Origin of the sequence: Cohnella sp. GCM10020058 (genome assembly GCF_042683485.1) — a bacterium.
GTDB lineage: Bacteria > Bacillota > Bacilli > Paenibacillales > Paenibacillaceae > Cohnella.
Genome location: NZ_JBHUJV010000009.1, coordinates 1020802 through 1042995, shown reverse-complemented (window position 1 = coordinate 1042995; position 22194 = coordinate 1020802). Strand labels below are relative to the sequence as shown.

The 22194-nt window shown below is 44.4% G+C and carries 18 protein-coding genes; 2 read left to right on the top strand and 16 right to left on the bottom strand.

The genetic code is table 11. The features are described from left to right. Positions 1 to 21: 21 nt before the first annotated feature. The 13 genes from ACFSR7_RS19800 to ACFSR7_RS19740 form a co-directional block, all read right to left on the bottom strand. Complete coding sequence (locus ACFSR7_RS19800) at positions 22 to 1362, bottom strand: glycosyltransferase family 2 protein (protein WP_378164508.1); 1341 nt, start codon at positions 1360 to 1362, stop codon at positions 22 to 24. Between the two features lie 11 nt (positions 1363 to 1373). Further along, positions 1374 to 2534: a glycosyltransferase gene (locus tag ACFSR7_RS19795; RefSeq protein ID WP_378164506.1), complete on the bottom strand. Its 1161-nt coding sequence runs from the start codon at positions 2532 to 2534 to the stop codon at positions 1374 to 1376. 86 nt (positions 2535 to 2620) lie between these two features. Then, positions 2621 to 3949, bottom strand: a complete 1329-nt coding sequence (locus ACFSR7_RS19790; protein WP_378164504.1) for a glycosyltransferase family 2 protein — start codon at positions 3947 to 3949, stop codon at positions 2621 to 2623. A gap of 37 nt (positions 3950 to 3986) precedes the next feature. After that, entirely contained in the window at positions 3987 to 5333 is a 1347-nt protein-coding gene (locus ACFSR7_RS19785; protein ID WP_378164502.1) for a Gfo/Idh/MocA family oxidoreductase, read from the bottom strand. Next, the gene (locus ACFSR7_RS19780; protein ID WP_378164500.1) at positions 5330 to 6115 is read right to left on the bottom strand and encodes an adenylyltransferase/cytidyltransferase family protein; all 786 of its coding nucleotides are present in this window, start codon (positions 6113 to 6115) and stop codon (positions 5330 to 5332) included. Before ACFSR7_RS19780 ends, ACFSR7_RS19785 begins: the two co-directional genes overlap by 4 nt. A gap of 43 nt (positions 6116 to 6158) precedes the next feature. Continuing rightward, positions 6159 to 7526, bottom strand: coding sequence for a glycosyltransferase family 2 protein (locus tag ACFSR7_RS19775; RefSeq protein ID WP_378164498.1), 1368 nt, complete (start codon positions 7524 to 7526; stop codon positions 6159 to 6161). Beyond that, positions 7516 to 8682 carry a LicD family protein gene (locus ACFSR7_RS19770; protein ID WP_378164496.1) on the bottom strand — a complete coding sequence of 389 codons (1167 nt, stop codon included), beginning with the start codon at positions 8680 to 8682 and terminating at the stop codon, positions 7516 to 7518. Before ACFSR7_RS19770 ends, ACFSR7_RS19775 begins: the two co-directional genes overlap by 11 nt. Next, complete coding sequence (locus tag ACFSR7_RS19765) at positions 8666 to 10231, bottom strand: hypothetical protein (RefSeq protein WP_378164494.1); 1566 nt, start codon at positions 10229 to 10231, stop codon at positions 8666 to 8668. The genes ACFSR7_RS19770 and ACFSR7_RS19765 overlap by 17 nt, the downstream gene beginning before the upstream one ends. 22 nt (positions 10232 to 10253) lie before the next feature. Beyond that, complete coding sequence (locus tag ACFSR7_RS19760; protein ID WP_378164493.1) at positions 10254 to 11102, bottom strand: LicD family protein; 849 nt, start codon at positions 11100 to 11102, stop codon at positions 10254 to 10256. Next, positions 11092 to 11820, bottom strand: a complete 729-nt coding sequence (locus tag ACFSR7_RS19755) for a glycerophosphodiester phosphodiesterase (protein ID WP_378164491.1) — start codon at positions 11818 to 11820, stop codon at positions 11092 to 11094. The genes ACFSR7_RS19760 and ACFSR7_RS19755 overlap by 11 nt, the downstream gene beginning before the upstream one ends. Next, the gene (locus ACFSR7_RS19750; RefSeq protein ID WP_378164490.1) at positions 11820 to 13130 is read right to left on the bottom strand and encodes a metallophosphoesterase family protein; all 1311 of its coding nucleotides are present in this window, start codon (positions 13128 to 13130) and stop codon (positions 11820 to 11822) included. The genes ACFSR7_RS19755 and ACFSR7_RS19750 overlap by 1 nt, the downstream gene beginning before the upstream one ends. 34 nt (positions 13131 to 13164) lie before the next feature. Further along, positions 13165 to 14268 (bottom strand): UDP-galactopyranose mutase, encoded by a 1104-nt coding sequence (gene glf, locus ACFSR7_RS19745; protein ID WP_378164489.1) that lies wholly within the window; start codon positions 14266 to 14268, stop codon positions 13165 to 13167. After that, positions 14265 to 16862, bottom strand: coding sequence for a hypothetical protein (locus tag ACFSR7_RS19740; protein ID WP_378164487.1), 2598 nt, complete (start codon positions 16860 to 16862; stop codon positions 14265 to 14267). Before ACFSR7_RS19740 ends, glf begins: the two co-directional genes overlap by 4 nt. A 295-nt stretch (positions 16863 to 17157) precedes the next feature. Between ACFSR7_RS19740 and ACFSR7_RS19735 the strand changes: the two genes are divergently transcribed. Both ACFSR7_RS19735 and ACFSR7_RS19730 read left to right on the top strand, forming a co-directional pair. Continuing rightward, on the top strand, positions 17158 to 18999 hold the full coding sequence (locus tag ACFSR7_RS19735; RefSeq protein WP_378164485.1) for a tetratricopeptide repeat-containing glycosyltransferase family 2 protein: 1842 nt from the start codon (positions 17158 to 17160) through the stop codon (positions 18997 to 18999). Positions 19000 to 19062: 63 nt separating this feature from the next. After that, entirely contained in the window at positions 19063 to 21015 is a 1953-nt protein-coding gene (locus ACFSR7_RS19730; RefSeq protein WP_378164483.1) for a glycosyltransferase, read from the top strand. A gap of 12 nt (positions 21016 to 21027) precedes the next feature. On the opposite strand, the gene ACFSR7_RS19725 is transcribed toward ACFSR7_RS19730, so the two are convergent. Genes ACFSR7_RS19725 through ACFSR7_RS19715 form a run of 3 tightly spaced genes read right to left on the bottom strand, consistent with a single transcriptional unit; the run spans position 21028 to position 22174 of the window. Then, positions 21028 to 21396 (bottom strand): hypothetical protein, encoded by a 369-nt coding sequence (locus ACFSR7_RS19725; RefSeq protein ID WP_378164481.1) that lies wholly within the window; start codon positions 21394 to 21396, stop codon positions 21028 to 21030. Next, entirely contained in the window at positions 21393 to 21788 is a 396-nt protein-coding gene (gene fliS, locus ACFSR7_RS19720; RefSeq protein WP_378164480.1) for a flagellar export chaperone FliS, read from the bottom strand. Before fliS ends, ACFSR7_RS19725 begins: the two co-directional genes overlap by 4 nt. An 8-nt stretch (positions 21789 to 21796) precedes the next feature. After that, the gene (locus ACFSR7_RS19715) at positions 21797 to 22174 is read right to left on the bottom strand and encodes a flagellar protein FlaG (RefSeq protein ID WP_378164478.1); all 378 of its coding nucleotides are present in this window, start codon (positions 22172 to 22174) and stop codon (positions 21797 to 21799) included. Positions 22175 to 22194 lie beyond the last annotated feature (20 nt).

The following is a 22194-nucleotide window of genomic DNA, read 5'->3' as shown; positions in this document are numbered from 1 at the left end:
TTTATAAAACTCTATACAAATTCATTTAAACTCTTTATTAGATATCAATAAAGCGCTCCAGACGTCTTGATAATAAATGATATTAGTTTCGGTTTTCCGGAGAGTTTCCTCAACATCCCGATTATATTGTAATAATATTATAACCGTGTCATTTTTCGTTAGTGAGGAGAAATCAGGATATTCTAAAGGGATTCCGAAAAAATAATCGTTCTGTACAGCCTTAATATCCCACACCATATCTGGGACTATTTGATACTTAAGCAACTTTGGAAACTCTCTCGTGCTAATTTTACCTGCTCCATACGCTATTAATCGGCCTTGCGTATTTCGAATAACAGTTAGCGAGTCATTGTTTCTGCGTGCATCATCCACAAGATAATCACAAACATAACGGTAAACTGGGAAAAATCCGATATCTTCAACGATTTCCAACGTTAATTTATTGGGCAGTAAACCGATATCATTTACAACCTCAACAAATTGTTTGATATGCTCTTCTCTGTAACTTTCCAAATGATTGTTCCTACTTATTCTGGCTATTATCATTTCACATTTGACTAAATTCGCCAGCTTCAAAAAACAATCCAGTTCCTCTGTTGTTTTTAAAACATTCCTTAGAACGTTTTGTATAATCAAGTATCTGTCTGCTACGTATTGATAAATTTTTTGTATTTCCGTTACAGCGGTTTCAAGAGAATCGTCTCGCAAAATGTATGAATATAATGGTCTGTTAAGGTGTAGGATTGCTTCTTCAGAAGCCAATATCGGCAGCCAAATCTGCGGTTCTTGGTGAGAATTTGGACTTGTAATAAAGTTATCAATGATATGCAATTTTTTAAGCAATGGAGCTCGAAACATCATCACGCAGACAGATTGAGAAAGTGTCTTCAAAACAAACTTTTTTAATATAGAGAGCTGATCATTTGAAATGATACGAATTTCACGGCTCTCGTTTTTTGAATAAGCCCATAATTCCCAAGGCGTTCTTTCCTGATCACAAACAACACAATTTATATTAGGAAATTGATTTAGTGCATTTACCATGGCTGATACATATTCGTCGTGCAATAAATCATCGCTATCAGGCATACAAACAAAATCCCCTGCAACTTGCATCAAGCCATTTCTGATCGCTACTGCTAAACCCTGATTTTCCTGTTCAACAATTTTAACATCAAAACCCCGAGCTCGTAACTTTGACTCGTATTGATTTATTATGCCCTCAGTCCCGTCATTGCTGCCGTCGTTTACTAGAATCAACTCAATATTGTCCCATTTTTGCGCAATGACTGAATCAAGCATTTCGCCAATATAATTAACTTTGTTGTAACATGGGACAACCATGCTCACTTTTGGCTGCATTTTAGAACTCCTTAGCTAAAGTATTCTAAGTATCTATCAATACCTTCAGTTCCGTCATATTGGGTATTATTGTGAGCAAGTCTTTTTCGCTCCTGCGGATTATTAAGCAATTCGAGAAGCACGGCGGCAAGCTTTTCATCATCGAATTCACATATTTTTCCGTTAATATCATCTTCAATCTGTTCCCTTGCAGAAGAAAAGTCAGTCGTCACTACAGGGCAGCTCATGCTCATAGCTTCTTCTATTGCAAGCGGACGACCTTCATAAACCGAAGTTTGAACATATAAAGTACAGTTTTTGTAGTATGGGAACGGATTAGGCCTCTCACCTAGGAGAATAACATGTTCTTTTAGTTCTAAGTTTTTAATCATATTCTGGCAATGTGCGAAGTATGGATCCCCGTAGTTGCGCCCTAGTATAAACCAGCGAAAAGCCGTTCCAGAATCCTTCAATTTTCGAGCAGACTTAATAAGTAATTCAATGCCCTTCTGCCGATGAATTCTTGCCACGGTTAATATATTGTTATCGCACTTGCGGTATTCAATAGGAAAAAACTCTTCAGCTTGCTTCACCATCAGAGCCTTGTTGTTAATATTGATTAAAACTTTAACTTTATCCGCCAAGTCCGGAAAGTAGTTTCGAAATGACTCGGCATTCTGATTTGCGATGCAAACAATCCCGTCTATCTTTTCGTAATATGGTTTTTCATGAAGAAATACCGATTCATCCTGAAGCTTAGATTCTATACCTGCCTTGATATCCAGGTGTAAAAAAACAAACTTGTTTTTTGCAGAAACCTTTTCGGTTACTATTTTCAAAGGCAACATGTAAGTAAAAGCGACTGCAATATCATATCCGCTATATTCCGGGCATACGGTCTTCAAAAGTTTCCAGTTTTCTTCATATCGGAAGCCAAGCGACCGTTTTTTGAATTCCTCGTCATGATTTCGTTCGCGAACGAAGTTCTTTACATTCGCTGCCTCATTTTGGCCGGAAGCATTAAGTTCCTCGATAAGTTCAGGCGACCATCTCGAAAACTGCTTTAAAAATGGAAGAACATTAATGTGCGCGGGGATCATATCAAACATCTTCGCTTCATCTTGATCATCATTGAAAAGCAAGAGGTCAATTTGATACTTATCGGCAGGGAATAGTTCCAAAAAGTTCAGCAAGAATCTTTCGACTCCGCCACAAACTTCGAACGATGTACCAACGACTAGCAGCTTTGTAGGAATGGAGACAATAGAACCCGACGTAGCTAGTCAACTCCCTTTGATATATTTTCGCCCACATAACGACAGCTTAAATAATTAATTATTTCTTCGTTACTTAAGATAGCGCATGGAGCAATGGCTTTGACTTGGTTTAAAACTTGTTCCGCAAGCGGGAAAACCAACAACAGATCTTCCTTCTCCAAAGAATTAAATTCTGGTTTCTTGATGATTTCTCCGTCGCCATTTATATCCCAAAGCTCTGTAGGCTTGATTGGCGTATTCTTTAATAGAGGAAGCATTCTAGCTGCAGCTTTGCCCAAGGCTCCATACCCGATAATACGTTCACTTGGATTAATGGACTTTTGAACAGGTAGAATTCCAAGAAGCTTATTTCTTACTGCAGAAATAAATGAATGCTCATTTCCAATAACGCCATCTTTCGTATTAGGAGTTGGGAGTTCAAAGGCTTTATTCACCGCTTCTATCAACTCTGCAAGAATCTGATCTGCGTAATCGTGACCATCTTGTAATCCTTTTGCCTTTTGGTAACATAGAATGTTTTTTGACACCGAAACGGTATAGATAAGATGTTCTTTCCTTTTTGAATCCGCTATATGTTCCGGTAGGAGATTGATGGCTATTCTACACAGTCGTTCGTATTCCTCATAAAACTTCCTCTGTTGCTCAAACCTCTCTTGACGCGAATGCCCGAAATCACTCTCATTAAAAAGGTACAAAGGTTGTGGAAAGTATTTATACTTTCCTTTATTCGCGATAATAGGAATGATATAACCAGGCTCGTGCGAGCCTTTAGTGTCCGTAAAATAAGTTTGGACAATATTACACTTTTTCAAGTACTCCGCTCTCGCCAAATATACCCACACTGTTGTGCGAATATCGCTAAGAAGATATCTCTCTAAGTGATAAGGCTCTTCAGTGTGTATTTCGCGATAGATAATGGGATCGAATGTTTTACTTTTGCCGCTCCCTTTGTAGACTGCTGTGTCACAAATGCAATAGTCATAGTCAGCGTTTGTTTCCAACCAATCTGCCATCACAGAAATATATTTCGGATCCAGTTCGTCATCGCTATCAACCATGCAAATATAATCGCCAGTGGCTTGAATAAGTCCCTCTTTTGCAGCGGCACATACTCCGGCGTTTTTTTGGTCTATGATTGTAACCTCAAAGCCGCGCTTTCGGAACTTAGGCTCATATTCGGCTATAACATCGCGAGTTCCATCAGTTGAACCATCGTTTACAAGGATCAGCTCAATATTATTCCATTGCTGAGCTAGAATGGAATCGAACATTTCGCCGATAAATTTCACTTTGTTATAGCAGGGCATGACCATACTTACTTTGCCTTGCATTGGATGACCTTCTTCCAATCAAATTTTGATGTCATTCTCAGGAGTCTTCCAACCTCACTTGCAAAAACTGCTCTATCACTTTTGCCATTATTATGGACTCTTCAGCAGTCAGCTTATAGTTACGCCTCGCCGGCTCGTTTATATTCCGAACGAAGTCAGCCAACTCAAACCGCATTCCATACCCGGGAAATGGCGCTGAAAAGCTTTCATTGTTTTCCGGATTTTCGTAACACACCTCAAATGTTTTAGTCAACCACCAAGGCGATTTAACTTGAATATATCCTTTTGTGCCAGAGACAAGCAATTGCCCCTCGCTCTTAACGCCAATGCCGGTTTTCACTGTGGCAATCGCATCACCGAATCGGAAATAGGCTTTCGTATAGATATCCACATCGTTGTTGTCTTTAAAAAATTCAAACTTTAAATCGTTGAATTTTGTACCCAGCAGCTTCATAATGGGCAACAAATTATAGCTTGCAAGTTCCGTGAAGCTGCCACCGGCAACGGGGAGATATTCCCGCGCATTGGGATCACGATTTATAAGCTTGGTGAATGTGGCCTCAACATCATATATTTTGCCGATTCTTCCGCTTTTGGCGATGGCAAGAAGGTTGAGAAAGCTGGGTGCATAAGCCGTCTTAATAGCTTCCATTAAAACAAGACCCGTTTGATGTGCCAATGCATACAATTCACGCGCTTCGTTTTCGCGCAGCACCATTGGTTTCTCACAGAGAACATGCTTGCCTGCGAGCAAAGCCTGACGGGCATATTCATAATGGGTCTCGTGAGGTGAGGCAATATACACGCCATCAACATGCTCAAGAAAGACCTCGTATTTATCGAAGGCCATAGCCAGTTCAAATCGATCGGCAAACGCTTTGGCGCTACTCATGCGAGGATTAAATACCGATGTCGCAGAGATTCCGCTTACGAACTTCACTTCAGAGAGTGTTCTCTCCGCTATGCGGCCGCTCCCCACGATGCCTAGCCTGATGCTGCTGTTCCGCTCCATTCGCAAATCGGTGCTTGAAATATCCTTTGTCCGTTCGAGATAGGTAACCTCGCAATATTCATTGAGATAGTCGAATGTGCCGCGCCAATCCGATCCGACAACAAAAATATCGACATTGAACCTCTGAACATCACTTATCTTCTGACTTTCATGGTCTTCTACGATAATCTCATCGGCGTAGCCACAGCTGCGTACATTGTCAATGCGACGCATTAAGGAATCAACGACGTTCATTTTGCCCCGCTGAATGTCGTACTGCTCTGTTGTGACACCTACGATGAGATAGTCGCCGAGGGCCTTTGCACGCTCGAGCAACCGACGATGTCCTTCATGGAACAGATCAAAAGTTCCGTAAGTGATCACTTTTTTCATATGATTCTCCCCGGCTCGATTCCCAATGACCGTAAACGAGATAAGATTTGTGAGTGAAACGTTGTAGAAGCGATCACGATACGATCGTAATCTTTTTCAAAAAAATGCACTTCCTCTGGAGCCAAGCAGCGTTTCCCCTCGAAAAGATCGCCAGGTTTGGCGTACGTATCCGCGAATGCGACAACTTCGCAGTAATCCAAAGCTGAAAGCTGGCGGGCATACTGTTCACCGACTTTACCGGTGCCGTAGATTATGATCCGTTCCTTTTTATTCACTTTATCGAAGGGAAATAAATAGTGAACCGCGTCATCGATCCTTCTTGCTCGGTCCGCATGTTCGGCTCTCGGCGGCAAAGTGGCTTCTTGTAAGCGGCTTGTGGACACCTCTTTGGTATACGGAAAAAAAATCAGGTCAACGCCTAACTCTTTTAAGGCATTTTGTTCATGCGCCCACCCGTCGGCGATGTGGTCATCCCCGCTGAACATGGCATCAAACCTGTACTTTTCAAAAGCATTTAGTTTATTGATCAGCGGTTCTGTTGTTACATCTATCTCATCTACATATTTGATCGCCTCTATTATTGCTACGCGCTCGTTAAGCGGAATGGTCGGCCATTTGTTCTTGTATTTAAATATTAACTCGTCGGTAAGAACACCTACAATCAGCTTTTTGCATCGTTCCTTCGATCGGCGGATTAAATTAAGATGCCCCATATGGAACATATCAAACGAACCGGAGACATATCCTATAGGCCAGTTTTTATCGGTGTCCGTCGATAACATCTTACAATCCTCCAATTTATTAGATTATGCAGAGTAATTATCGTCACGAGTAAATAAATCTGCAATCCATAGGAATTTCCTCATGTCTAATTTTAAATACAAACTCCCACACATCTTTGTAACTCATGACCTTAACACCTTCGCAGTTCTGCTGTACATATTGCAAAACCTCAGATGATTTTGGAAAAACGAGGATCACATCTTCTTTATTGAGCTCGTTAAAGTTGGGTTTAACCACCGATTTACCCATAGCGGTAGATTCAACGTCAGCCGACATATCCCACAGTAACTCAGGCTCTAAGTCTGTACCGGTCAGCACAGGCAATAAATTTCCAGCCACGATTCCAAGCGCTCCATATGCGACAACACGCGATTGGGCTGTCCGTTTAAATTTTTGGGCATCTAATATAATTTGATCGAGAATATACGTAAATTCTAAGTATTTTTTTGACTTTAATATTTCTGGTTCTAAGTTTGGACTAGGATCGAATAATTCGTCGATCAATATCGTCGCCTGCTGAGCAAATTCCTCCAGGTGGTGCTCTCTGTTATTCATCGTTTGATGATTGGGGTCAAAGTTGTTGAGCTGTCTTAAATAATCCTTTGATCTGCCATACCTATCTAAAGCGAGTAATTTATCTTTTTCTTTTCGACTAATATCTGCACGTTCGATGGCCCAGCTGTACAAGTAGGAGTAATCATCGTAAAATTTTTCAAGCTTTGCAAACGAGTCAAAAAAATACAAATCGCTAGCAAAGCGATTGTACCTGTATAGGTCCTCTTCGAAGCATTTCAGCTTACCGCCACCAAGCATTAATGGGACGGCAAATAGGGGCTCATAAGTCTTTCTCCGTTCAGTACAAAAATTTTCTATCAAGCGGCAATGCTTCACATAACTCACTCTGGACATATAGACCCAGGAAGTAGTGATAATCTTTCGCAACAAATGGCGAACCAATAGTTGATTGTTATCGCTCATATCCGCACTGGAAACGACTTCTTGCGGTTCAACTTTTCCATCTTGAATTAAATAGGGTCGATAAGAACATGCAGTCCATTCATATTCCTCATGTTCATCGAGCCAGCCTGCCATAGTAGAGACATATTCGGGTTCAATGCTGTCATCGCAGTCAACGAGGCAGAAATAATCCCCTGTCATTTTAATCAGACCTGCATGTACGGCCGCACAGCAGCCAGCATTTTTTTGATCAACAATAACTACTTCATACCCACGAGCATGAAGTTTTGGCTCATATTCCGCGATTACCTCACGGGTACCATCGGTAGAGCCATCATTGACGAGGATAAGCTCAATATGATTCCATAATTGAGCAATTACGCTTTCCAGCATGGCCCCGATATCGTTCACTTTATTGTAGCAGGGGACCACCATGCTCACTTTACTCTGCATAAACTATACACCTCGTATACTTTAATCCATCAATAAAGAAGTAATAATCTAATAGCTTCATCTCTTCAAGCTGCTTCGCGATTTCTCTATGATAAACGCTTGCGATAATGAGACGAGAATTGCCATCCATTAATGCCGGCAACTCTGAAGGAGAACGCACGGGTAAACCATGAGCCAGACTTCCCCATGCCTCTTTCCTATTATCGAATGCACAAACGACATTCAGACCTTTACTGTAGCGCTCCATCCAAATCCGAAGGCTGTCGCCAGCGCCGAAGATATACACCTTTTTATCTTCAATATCACACAGCATGGCTGTATAACGCCGAACATACGCTTGATATGAGTGTCTTAAGTCCACCATACAATGATCTCTATGTTTTGGCTTGCGACTTTTTGTATCCGGTTCGTAGAGTCCGCCAGGATAGGATGCAATTAACGTTTCCTTGTATCCCACGGGTACGGAAATTTTGAAATCTTCAAAGTCCATTTCAATGCTTTCTGAAAACCACTTCTTGTCGTATACTCTCTTGCCATATTCGCCCCTCAAAACAGGGATTGAATAGTATAACTGGTTGGAGTACTTTGAGCAAAAGCGTTCGTATCGCTGCGCAAGAAAATCGTATTGACCCGCTATTCCGCCGGCACCGTAGCAAAATTCTTCTTTGCACTCAGGGGCCTCAACGCCTTCGCATTCATCAAGGGCTGCAGAAGCGTACATCTGATTTTGCATCTTTAACGCTGTTTCTTGAACGGACTTAGCAACATCTCCGCTTGGCATATCGTCAAGGGGAAGGATGTCGATGTAAGCCCCCATATGACCGCCTCGCGTATATCCATTCGGAAAGTTAACAAGAACAGCTGTATCACTGCGCCGTAGCCTTATAAAATGGGAAGAGGCGGCCGGATCATTTTGCGGCGTTTGTAGGAAATAGGGCTCGCTAAACCACTGCTCCGAAAGCCTGAGTCGATCATAATCCTTGCGTGGCAACGCAATATCAATATCGTCATCCCAGGGGATAAACCCTTTATGGCGCACCGCGCCAAGAAGCGTTCCAAACATGGCGAACCAAGTTAGCCCCTCTCGCCTTGCTACCCGTATAAATTCCTTTAGAATTTCAAGCTCAACGGTCTGTAATTCATTTAGTTTGCTCACCAATTAATTCTCCCAAGGTATATACAGGTATAGTTACTCTTTCACTTAATTCTTTTTTGATTTCTTCTCCATTAAGGATGCTGATAATTAGCACATCACTGTTGCTGTCCGATAGTATTTCTTCAATATTTCCGTTATTATGAAGCGACTTATCAATAACGACTGTCACGCTGATTCCGTAATCCTCAAAAACCCGTTGTAAAGTCTTCCCGCGCAAACCAAATCCGTAAACAGACGGATGTTTTAATCCCAGCTCCTGCAGTTTATCAACAGAAGGAAGAAATCTATAATATCGATGCACCGCTGTCGAGCGCTTCAATAGATTATCCATGGACCGTCTCGTTTCAAGCTCAAGCGGAAGCGGCTTGTCGCCGAATACTTCAGCGAGCGTTTTTACATCAGCATGCTCAGATAAAATATTAAATCGGTCAGCGATACCATAACGTGTTTTCAACAGCTCTAGCCAGGATTGCGTTCGCGGCTCAGCAGCAAATGCCGGTGAATATTTAAGCGCCCACAACGCCCTTGCAAGAGCAACGTCAGGCGAGACATCTTTCCAATAATACTCCTGATCAAAAAAGATCAGATTATCCTTTTCTTTATCATAAAAACAATTGGCGGGCACAAGTTCCCAAAAGCATTTGCCGGTCTTTGCAGCCCTAAAGATGGCTTCTCGAATGCGGTCAAATTGGGATACCATCTCATTCACGTCGAATGTCCCATTCGAAAGCTTCTGCGCCCAATAATCCCATAACGTAGGCAAGTTCAAACGTGGCATAACTAGAGAATCGTCTTTAAGTTTCAGGGCAATGACATTTACGTCTTGACCAGCAAGTTCTTCATGGTTACGTAAGGTATTTAACAGGCTTGGCTTGCCTTCCGGATGAAGAGGTATCTTATGCACCTTGCCATCGCTTCGTACCGTTGTAACAAAGCGCTTCGCGGGTTCACGATATGCCGTGATCGCCGCATAATCCACGACACATGGTGGATCGTCCGCGCAAACCCGCGCTTCCACGAAATATGCGCCGCACATAAACTCGAATGCGCCCCCACGTATGACCTCACGGTAAAGAGCGCGTTCGTCGAATTGCAGAGTGTTATCGTCGGCTACATACGGAACAAATCGTTGGTTTAAATATTCATCGGGTAGATAGTTTTCTGAGTAAACTTCCCGAGTGAAGTAGTGGTCCGTTAGCGGATAAAACCATTTTTGTCCTTCAAAGCCCGCAAGCCTTAACCGCGTTTGCAGTTCCATCTTACTTGGAAGCGGGTTCTCCCCGCGACCGAATAGCGTATCATAGGGCAATCCGGTGTTCGACGCTCGTTTTCCCGCCCAATGTCGCAGTGCAAAAGGGTTCTCATATGCTAAAAGCAAGCGCCCGTGAGTACCCAATTTTTTATGGTAAGCTACCAAGGCTTCAACAGAGAAATCCGTGGGATCCATGGCCAATTCATAGGGAACCCCTTCTTCAAAGGGATACCAACAGAAAACGGAATCTTTCCACGGAGACTGCTCATAGTATTGTCTTAATGATTCACTTAACATAAAATCACTGCCTTTTGCTTGACTATTCTTCTAAAAGTCTATAATAAGCAACCGGATGCGATTTTCTTTTATTTTCAGGCGGAAGCGTCATATAGTCACCGAACTTATGCTTTAAGTATGCATCGTTATCTCGGTGTCCCAATAAAACAAGATTTTCGAAGGCGTAATCCGCGGTTTGTTCAAACCATTCCCGCTTACCCTCGCTATATTTATCAGGAGCGGGAAACGTAATCGTCCTTACGCGTTTGCTATTTTTGCGATTTCCGCTGTCAGCAAAACGCTGCAGATGATTAGAAACGGCACTAAGTGGGATCTTGCTAAGCAGAAAGAATACCGCGCGCAAAATCGGACTTTTATCTGTTTTCCTGCCAACTTCCGACCACAGAATTTTCCGGATAATTGTGCAGTGAAGATTATGCATCTTCTCGGCCAACTTCCCGTCGGGCACGTTGTCGAAAGGGAATATATCAATAAAGATCCCAGACTCGTATGGCATGTGAGCCTGGCCTTCTCTGAGGAAATAAGTGTTTTTCCGTCTGATTTTCCCATAACCCCAGCGATACCCGGGCGTTTTCCGCATATCCTGAAAATAAAAACGGTCATGGTCTAACTCCGTCTCACATACCTCACGGAACTTTTCGTATTCTTCTCGAAGCAACCCAATATCCGCGTCATCGTCCCATGGGATGTATCCCTGATGACGGATCGCACCAAGCATGGTACCACCGATCATCGCATAATTAATGTGGTGAAGGCGGCAAATGCGATCGACTTCCGCTAACATTTCAAGCTGAATGAGCTGAACGGCGCGCAAATCCTCCGGAGATAACGGGCCTTTTTTTGTACCGTTCCTTTGCGATTCAATTGCCATGTGCCAAAGCACCCTTTGCCCAGTCGATTCTGTTAACGATCACCGTGTCAACGTCGAGTTCCCTTGCCAGTTGAAGTTCCTCGTCGCTAGTGACTGTCCAGGTCCGTATCAAAACGCCACGTTTGCGACAATCCTCCGCCAGCGCCGGATAGCGCAGCATATGAACGCTAGGATGTAGCGCCTCAGCTCCCACCTTTTCGCATTGCTCGCCGGTGACCAGTATTCCCCCGCCGCACAGCAGCGCCGTTTTAGATGAGGGCTCAAGTTGCTTTATTTTCTGAACGGAATAATGGTTGAACGACGACCATACGATTCTGTCGGACATGTTGTGCTTTTCCGCCAATTTTAGAGCGATAGATTCGATACCGTCGTAATAGACGACCCCTGTTTTCAGTTCTATATTAATCGTCAATCCCGTCGGCCCCAATAATTCCAATACTTCTGCCAGTGTTGGCACTTCCATAGATAGCGGCTCGATGAGGCCTCTTTTATTGAAGTTAAGCTTTTTAATTTCAGAGAGAGTAAAGTCTTTCACCCATCCTTGACCGTTGCTTGTCCGGTCAACGGTCTCGTCGTGAATGACGACAACTTCTCCGTCCTTCGTAAGCTGAATGTCGAGTTCGACTCCGTCTACGCCCATACGGGTTGCCATTTGAAAACCAACGAGCGTATTCTCAGGCGCGGAAGAGTAGGCCCCACGATGACCCCATATTTTCATTAAAGCCACTCCGCCTTCCCTTTTGTGGCGATCTTATCTTTACCGGCCCCAAATCGCACAAAGCGAATCCGCTTCATCTCTGCATGAACGAGCATAACGTCAAACGCTTCCTGCGAAGGCTCGCCCAATTTGCGATCGGGAGTGATAAACCCTTCCGGCTTATATTCTCTAAATGCTTCGCACTTGGAGTTGACTAGAGATATAATCGGAAAGCCTTCTTCATTATCCAATAAGTCCGCATGGTTATGGCCATTGATAAAAGCAAGAATTTTTCCGGCATGAAGGTTCAGTACGCCCATCAACTCATTTACGCCACGCATTTCCTTGGCCCAGTATTGCAGCCGGCTTATAGGCGGAAGGTGGGAAAAGATCAGGACTTGCCAGCCATCAGGCGTACCTTCAAGCTGATCCTTTACCCACTGGATGCACGCGGCGTGATAGCCATAACGCAACGTCTCCTCGGGGTCGAAGGAGTCCAGGAATAAAAAGCGTAGCTTCTGAGCCTCGAACGTAATGAAATATCTCGGTTCCTCTTTGCCTAAATAAAGCTCGCATTGTTCCCTTAAGGAAAACCGATCCGGATTGTTCTTAAAATAGTTGGTGTCGTGGTTGCCAAGCGTCGCCCACACAGGAATCTCGCATTTGTTCAAATCGCCTAAAACCTGTTCTGCATAGAAGCGGGTCGCCTCGCGCGTGATCATGCCGTCACTAAGATCGCCGAGATGAATAATCGCATCAAACCCTAATTTTTCATGTAGCTGTTGGATTGAAGCAGCCGTGTCATCCCAAGTCCCGTTGACGGTATAATGCGTGTCTGTCAACAGCGCAAAGGAAAGCTCATCTTTTTCCCGCAAAGCCTCGACACGTTCTACGACCCGCTTTACTTCACCTCCGAGCCAAGGCTTCATCGCATGTGTCGGAGTCGGAACCTTCTCGAAAGAAAGAATGCGGTTGATGTCCTCGGCACCGTCAAAATCCGTTCCGTTCACTTTCCGCAAGCACAAACGAAAATAGATAGTCTCCGTAAAAATAAAATCGTCTTGTCTGTAACTATTGCCGTTTAAATCCCGCCGATAGACGGTCCAGCTCTCGTCCGGTGCGTAGTCGTAGGTGTAAATCCAGCGGTCTTCCACCTCGAGCGCATAGGTGGCTACGTTGAACTTGTATGTCGAATCCTTAAGCCGTATCCGATCGCCAGGCTGTGCCAAATAATAAAGAGGGGTGCTTAGCATTGCGGGATGTCCAAGCTCTTGCAAACCATCGCCTGCACGTATTTTCATCCCTGCTAAACCTGTTAATGAGATCTTCAAGGGAACCCCTCCACAACTGTGGTAACGACTGTCTTTAATCTTCCTTCAATTCTTTCCGCACGAGATCGAGCGAATTCCTGACGATTTGCCACATATCGTAATACTTATATTCAGCAAGCCGGCCGCCGAAAATTACGTTCTCTTCTCTATCGGCAAGCTCCTTGTAACTTAAGTAACGCTCGCTGTTCTTTGAATCATTAATCGGATAATAAGGTTCATCCCCGTTTTCGTACTCTTTTGAGTACTCGCGCGTAATAACGGTTTTTGGCTGCGTACCGAACTCAAAGTGTTTATGTTCGATGATGCGGGTGAACGGCGTTTCCTTATCCGTGTAGTTCACGACGGCATTGCCTTGGTGATTTGATTTATCGAGGAGTTCCGAATCAAATCGCAGCGTGCGATACTCCAGCGGTCCAAATCGATAGGCATAGAACTCGTCGAGCATTCCTGTATATACAACTTTCTTGGCAATGCCGTCGAAGTATTCCCTTTGTGCAAAATAGTCCGTATTGAGCCTGATCTCGCTGCCTTCGAGTAGCTTCTCGACAATCTGCGTATACCCTCCGATAGGGATACCTTGATACTGATCGTTAAAATAATTGTTATCGTAAGTCAGGCGAACGGGCAGACGCTTAATAATAAACGCAGGGATGTCCGTGCAGTCACGCCCCCATTGTTTTTCCGTATAGCCTTTGATCAATTTTTCATAAATGTCGTGTCCCACCAAGGAAAGAGCCTGTTCTTCAAGGTTCTGCGGCTCCCCACCTTTAAAGCGCTGCGATTCGATCATTTTCTCTGCTTCTGCCGGATCTGAAATCCCCCACAACTGATAGAACGTGTTCATGTTAAAAGGTAGGTTGTAAATCTCGCCTTTATAGTTCGCTATTGGCGAATTGGTATACCGATTAAATGTCGCGAATTGATTCACATATTCCCATACTTCTTTATCATTGGTGTGAAATATATGCGCCCCGTACTTGTGTACATTGATGCCTTCCACTTGTTCCGTATAAATATTTCCTCCGATATGTCCACGCTTATCGATTACTAGGCACCGTTTATTGCGCTTCATGGCTTCATGGGCAAATACGGCTCCAAAAGGTCCTGCGCCGACAATAAGGTAATCGTAATTCGTCACTTTAACACCGACCTTTTGGATTTCTCGTAGATTGCAATTCCTGCTTTCCCATCGGAATGTGCGATTTCTGAAAGACGTAGATTGACTTGCTTATCTAGCAGCCTTTCAAACCACGGCACGGGAATTGGCTGCTCAATTATATCAAGCAAGTTTTCAAGTGATGCCATATAAGAATGTTCCCCAAAAGCACAACTATTCGCATAATTAAATTCTAAGCCTTGTCTTTTCATCAGAAATTTTTGGAATTCTATCCGCCCAGTATTAACAATAACGTTTTTATGGCGAAGTAAACCGCTCCGCGGATCGTACTCAATAAGTTGATCACTTTGTTTTTCAGTGACATAAATTTTATCGGAAATGTTTGAAGACATAAAAAAATAACCCGAGTTAATATTTTGTAACGATGCATGCTCCTGCATGTTAGCAGGATAAAAACTGTCTACATCAGAAAATAATAGATTCGACAGGTTGAATTTGACTATTCGGCTTGCTTCAGCAGGCACTATATACAAATAGTTGTCAAAAAAAACTAACTTTTGAAATTGACCAAACCCATCCGCGGTGATTCCTTCTAAATTGATTGAATACTCTTTTATTGTTTGATTTGCGAGATTAAAGTTTATTAATGCGGCTTTATGCAACGCTATTAACCAGTAAGTTCCATCCATCAATAGGATATCCGAATACCCACTTTTTTCAGTGCCTATCTCATTAAAAACAGTTCTATTATTACTCAAGTCTATAGACAATACTGCATTCACATTGGAAAATGCTAGGATCAGCGAGTTGCGCTCCGCGTCGTAAACACCGTTTGAAAAGTAGCCGCGCTCAGAGTCAAATATCATTTTCTGGGCTGGCTTCACCCATTCGTCTATGATTTCGATACTATCATCATGCATATTTAGTTTGATGATACCGGGAAAATGCAAAGGAATAAAAAAGAGCGAGCCCTCACATTCTATTATTCTTGAAAATTTACTTTGATCGTTATATTTTTTTTCTTTGGGCGATGGTAATTCAACGTATTGAAAGGATGAATTTAATGTATCGTATATCGCGATCGATCCTGCTGAATGTGGGGAGAAATAGAGTTTACTCCCGCTTCGATGAATAGTGTGATACACTCTCCAATCAAACGCTTTCTCATTTGCAAAACTTGCTATATAATCTGCATTCCAGGTTTTTTTATTTAGTCGAAAAAGTCCATTAATGTTTAGAGTCAAGAACCATAAATGTTCTCCCGTATCGCATATACTACCGATCAAAAGACTATCATCCCTCAACTCTTCGTTCTGCACCAACACCGGCTTCCTCATGCACTGATACATCTGCATGAGCGAGGTGCCATCTCCATAAAAGGCAGAGCTAAGACTTAACGCCCTGTGCAAATCTGCGGTGTCGTCGTAAATCCCAAACCCCTCATGCCTGTACGCTTGAATAAGTTGTTTATATTCTTTAAACAGTTGCGGCCGCATGGAATCGTAAGTTGCCTGGCTCAGCGGATGGGGCCGCCACCACAGAACGACGTCGTCCCGGTTACGGAAGGTGTCAAATACCGATCGCAACTTCTCGATGTACTTTTCATTCCCCGTAAGAATGGGGCCGATCGAAGTATTATAGAGAATCACTTTTTTTTGCGATCCATCAGGTCTCTCGGTCAGCTTCTTCCATTCGTCAGGCAGCGTGAAATCCTCCGGCTTCGAGTTGATTACTTTGTCAAACTTCGGCGAGCCGGATGCCACGATCTTTTCTTTCACTTTTCCGAAGCGGCCTGGGCAGTTGTGCTCCTTTTCAAACGCCTGAATGGCGCGGATGTAACCATCGCGCACCTTCTCGGATTGCACAAATACACGATCCGAATAAACGATGCCTTGCATCGTGCAGAAATGGGCCTCTACTTCATTGGCTGCCACGAAATAAGGAGAGTAGCACAACAGCTCCGTATACTGTTTGAGATTTCTACTGTAATAGTTCGGGTGAACCGTGGTGACCATGTTATACTCGTCGTAGCCATTATGAATAAAGCTCACATCCGGGCGCCGTTCTTCTAAGTTATAGGTTTGCCAGTCAACGATCGGCACATCGTCCGGATATTGATCTCCTTCATAGTGCATCTGCCCTAATCCACCGCTAGGGAGTTTATCAAAGTAAGGGATCGGCACCACATAAGCATCGCATTGCGGATCTTCTTTCGCGGCAAGCCAAATGGATTCAAGCGCATCCCACATGGATGCCTTGTAAGGAAAAAAGGCAACCTCGATTTTGTTTGGCTTGAGTTCTTTTCTAACGCTAGCTTCGATTGCGCTAAGTTCTTTTTTGAGTTGCTTAACGAAGCTTACGTCGGCGCTTTCAATTCTTATCGCGATGTTGTAAAGGCTCTCGTGATACCGCGTCAGCAATTGAACCGTTCGCGTCTCTTCGCCTTCCAAACTCTCTATAAACTCGCCTATGTGTACTGCCGCGTCCTGACAGTCGCCCAATAGATTAATTACGTTTGAAACGGCCCCGGTCGAAAATTGTCGATAAATTTCATTGGTCGCTTCATACAGCGTTGCCATCAAGTCAAGAATTTGCTGCTGCTGGTGCTTCCTCATTGAAATCCGCCTCTGCATGTGAGTAATGTTACGTTATGTGCCGAGCTTGTATTTGGTCTAGCATCTCAGGCATTGCACGAATACTCTTCTATAAGATATATCGGTTATCTCCTTCGTTTAATGAATTTTCAGCATAATTTGCCGGCTCGGAATATTTTGGAAGGCCGCTATTCCTAGGGCGCGCACTTCTCATATTCGCGGTCGCAAGGATTTGTTATACTGCTAATAGAACAACATTCGACGTACTTCGTCAATAATCACCCTTAAGGGAAAATATAATATAATCGAGGCTAACATGAGACCATTCGTCACATTATGCATGATTGTCCGAAACGAAGCTGGCGTTCTAGAACGCTGCCTGGAGAGCGTATCCGGATTGGTGGATGAGATCGTCGTCGTGGATACCGGATCTACGGATGAGACTAAGCGCATCGCGGAAGTCCGGGGCGCCAACATATACGACTTCACATGGACGAACGACTTCGCCGAGGCACGCAACTTTTCGCTTTCCAAGGCTACTGGACAATGGATCCTCGTGCTGGACGCAGACGAATATGTGGATCCGGCTTCGGCCCCTTCTCTACTCGCCTTCCTGCGGCAGACAGGCGAATCCAAACCGCTGGGCATTGTTCTTCCTATTTTTAACTTCGTCGACCGAGAGGGTTCGGGAAAGATCTCTCAATCCAGCTCGGTGAGGCTATTCCCGCGTCTTCCAAATCTGAGCTTCGAACGAGCCATTCATGAACAATTGCGGTCGCGCGATGGCGAACTTCGTCTGGTGGAGTTCGATTTCCCCATTTATCATACCGGATATACGACGGAGACCATTGCGCTCAAGGGCAAATCCGCTCGCAACGAAGCCATTTTTTCTCAGCTCCGCAGAGAAGGCCGGTGGACGCGTTATGACGCTTTTACATTGGGAAATGAATACTTCGCGCAAGACCGCTATGAAGAGGCTTTAGCAAGTTACGAGGAGGCCGATCGCCCGTCAGAGGCGAGACAGCCTTGGCTGCCTCTCTGTATCGGCAATCGTGTGTCATGCTTGCTTAAATTGCAGCGCTTTACGGATGCCTGGAAGCAGATCAAACGCGGACAAACGCTTTGGCCTAAGCACTGCGACTTTTTCTGGCTGGAAGGATATACGCTAGCTCTTCTTGGGTTGGACGAGGAGGCGCTCTCTGCCCTAAGTCTCTGTATGAACAAAGCAAAGGCATATCTCATCAGTCCGAACTATGGGACGACACTGCCGCTTCAGCAAGCCGCAGCGCTGCACCTGCGCCGCTTCGAGCTTACGCAAGCCGTCTCCTGTCTCACTAAACTATGCTATGCAAGCCCGGACCAGTTGTCGGTGCTTCTTCAGCTCCTGAAGCTGTTCATTTCCGCTTCCGAACCGGCGGATCGCATTGATTCCTTTTTACAGTCGCTCTACCCTAAACCGCAGCCGTATCAGCGAGTTATGATTCTTGAAGTACTCATTACGCTGGGGCTCAAGGAGCTTGCAGAAAAACATTGGAATACATCTATTCAAGAAGAGGACCCGATTACGCCCTCCATTCGATTGCGGTATGCGCTATTAAAGAACCAGTCGGAGCTTGGAGCATCGATCATCCAATCCGCTTCGGGCGAACAAGATCGCGCCTGGCCGATCTTGGTGTTTCGAGCTTCGTTTCAATGGAAGGAACGGATCGGTAAAAAGCACCCGATGCCGGCGGAACCATCGGACGAGCTTGTCGCCGCCGTCTGCCTGCAGTATTTCCGGGAGGGCCAATTCGACCGCTACGACGCCTTGATCAATGCTTATCCCGATCAATTTGAAAGCCTAGCCAACCGTCTCGGGGACGCTTTATTCGAAGAACGACAATTCGAGCTGGCTCTCGACTATTACTCAATACTCCTACAGAGGAACGCATTGTCTCCAAGCGGTTATGAGAATGTCTGTCGGCTTTATTTGGCTCAAGATGAGATCGAGGAAGGCCTGGCCTTTGTCGAGCAAGCTTCGAACGCGATGTCCGAGCGCATAGATTTGCGCGTTCTTCAGCTGCGTCATACACGCGATCCTGAACGCCAAGGAATACTCATCGATAAGCTCACAAGCGATTTTTCCGGTCTGGTTGATTTTCCCGGCTTAGCCTTGTAACCATACCCGTTCATCGTGCCGATATGATAGAAGACAACGTACTGTTCAGCGCGGGAGGCCTTTATGGATAAACTCATATCACTGTGCATGATTGTTAAAAACGAAGAAAAAGTGCTTCGCCGATGTCTGGAAAGCGTACAGGAACTTGTGGACGAGATTATCGTCATCGATACCGGTTCCGAAGACAGCACCAAAGATATCGCTCGAGCCTTTACGGACGAAGTTCACGACTTCGTCTGGATCGATGACTTCTCTGCCGCTAAGAACGAAGCGATACGCCGGGCAAGCTCCAAATGGATTTTTGTTTTGGACGCCGATGAGTATGTAGACAAGGAAAAGAGCGCTGACCTTCGTCATTTCCTGTCCAAACAGGATCACGCGCAGCCAATCGGATTTACGCTTCCCGTCTACAACTTTACGCACACCGTTGAATTAGGTCGCTTCGTCGAATCCACGGCTGTTCGCTTATTCGCGAATCATCCGCTGGTAAGATTCGAACGTCCCATTCATGAACAAGTGATGAGCAGTTCGGAACCGCTGGCCGGCGCCAACTACCCGTTTATTATTTTTCATACCGGGTATACACAGCAGACCTGGTCCGAGAAGAAGAAGGGCGAGCGCAATCTCCACCTTTTTGAAAAGCTGAAAGAACAAAAACAATTCGAAGAGTACGATTATTTCACGCTGGGCAATGAGTACAATGCACAAGGCGATCCCAAGAAAGCCTTGCAATATTATAAAAAGGCCCTGACGAAGCGCGCTCAAACGCAAAGCTTTTACCCCTTTTGCTACCATCAGGCCGTCGCTTGTCTTATCCAACTGAATTGGCTGAAGGAAGCGTTGGACTATATCGAGCAAGGCTTGACGAATTGGCCCCAATTTGCCGACTATTACTGTTTTAAAGCGATGGTCTGCCAACAACTCGGACTATATGACGAAGCAATTCAGCTGTTTGAGAAATGTATTGATATCGCCAACCACCCTTCGCAAAAGGACGGAAGGTATTGGCTCATGTCCGCGAACTACGGGAACCTGATCCCGTATTCGAATCTTCATGCTCTGTATGCGCGTCGGCTCGATATTCAACAGACCGTCTACTATCTGACCAAGTTGATTCAATTCCAAAAATCGGATTATCTCGTTCTATACCATTTGCTCGGGCTGCTTCTGCAAAGAGAGACGGTAGGCGATGTAATATCCTTCCTGGATAAGATTTATTTTGAGAAAACGTTGGAGCAGTCGCTTCAGCTCCTGCAAATTAGCTTCCTTCTGGGGAACAGGGACTTGTCGGTGCACTATTACGCTGAATGCCAAAAATTAAATATCAGGCTTCCTTCCCAGCACCAACTCTACTATGCGTTGATGTCCGGCAATCCCACAGAATTCGATCTCACCCTTGCAACGCTCGAAGATGATGAGCTTCATGCAGTGGATCGCAAGCTGTTGTTTCTGGCTTCAATCGTCTGGCAAGAACCGAAGTATGGAAAATATATGGATGCGTCATCCGAAAGCTTGCTTACCGACGTCTATTCCTATCTTTTCACTAAAGAATCTTCAACGACGAATGAAATTCCGTTCGACGCCGACTTTATTAGCAAGCTGCTTATCGATTTGTTTAATATGAATCAGTTTGACAGCTATGACTGGCTGATTCAACGTTATTCAGCTTTAAATGATGTGTTGGCGAATTCGATGGGCGATCATTTCTTCAATCAATTCCAGGTGGAGCTGGCTCTGGATTATTACTCTCTGCTCCTGAACCAAAACCAACTTGGAAACAACGGCTACCGTAACGTCGGTTTCCTTTATATCCATCAAGGAGATCACGCCGAAGGAGCAGAATTCCTTGCCCATTCGATCGAAATGACACCTGACGACGCTACCGCTTACCCAACCTTTTTTAAGGTCTGTCAAGATAAAGAGCTTCGCAAAAAGATACGAGACCTTTTTCGAAAAGCACACACCCAGTACGCTGCGATTTCTCTCATTCAAAGCATAATAAAGGATCAGGCATAATCGCCTGATCCTTTATTTGCGGAAATCGATAAAATAACCTTCCGGTTGCGTGTAAGCATGACCGTATGTCGTTCGGGATTTTTCTCCATCCTGCATTTTGTTCATCTGCTCGGAAATATAGTTTCTAAAAATGATTAACTTCCGCTCTACTTCCTTCGCAAGGTCCATACAGGAACTGATCAATTCCTGGATGCGGGGATCCTTGTTTAATCCGGAGGACAAGGGAGTGTCCAACTGCGCTCGCAGTTGGTCCTGCATCTCCTGCAGTTCTGCGAGCCGCTCGACACCTCCCTCCTCCTCCAAATTCAGTTCTAAAATAGATTCGCTCACTTGTTTAAACGTTAGAAGGCCCTGCTCCGCAACGGCATAGCTTGAATTCATGATTGCGCCTGAACCTTAGATTGGGTATGAAGTTGCTTCATGGATTGAATCCACGTTTCTTTTAACTCGGTCATCAGCTCGATGCACTCTTGAATGTAGCTCTCATTAAGCTGAATATTAGCCTGGAACAGTCTGTTCTTCATATATTCATATAATGAAAACAGCCGTTTGGACACATCATATTCCATCTTTAATGTAGAAAGCAATTCATCCAAAATATCAATCGACTTCTGTATGTTGATATTTTTTCCTTCATAATTTTTTGATTGAATACCTTGCTTAGCTTGCTTCATAAACTTAATGCAGCCATTGTACAGCATGGCCGTCAATTCCCAAGGTGCGGCAGTGTTCACTTGCATCCTAAGATAAGTGTCCTGCGCTTGTTGATTCATGCAAGTATTTACCTCTTTTCGTCGATGTTTATTCCCGCTAATTCTTGAAGCTTATCCATCAGATCGAGCAGTTTTTCGTTCGGGATTTCTCGCATGACTTCATTCGTCTCTGTATTTACTACCTTAACGAGAAGGTCACCCGTTTTCTCATGAACGCTGTATTCGAATCTCCGATCGGAGCCCTCCATCGCCTTATTCGCCTTCTCGATCGCCTTTTTGATCGCTTGATCGGATAGACTGAGTTCATACTTCTCCTTATGCAGCAAATCGCGACTCGGAGTGGCAACAGTCGATGTTACGCTAGGAGAATCCGAGACAGTCCCCGTCGTCCCGGTTAATTCAAATGCAGAAATATTTACAGCTCCGGCCAAATTCTTAATGTCCATCTCCGCTCACTCCTATAGTC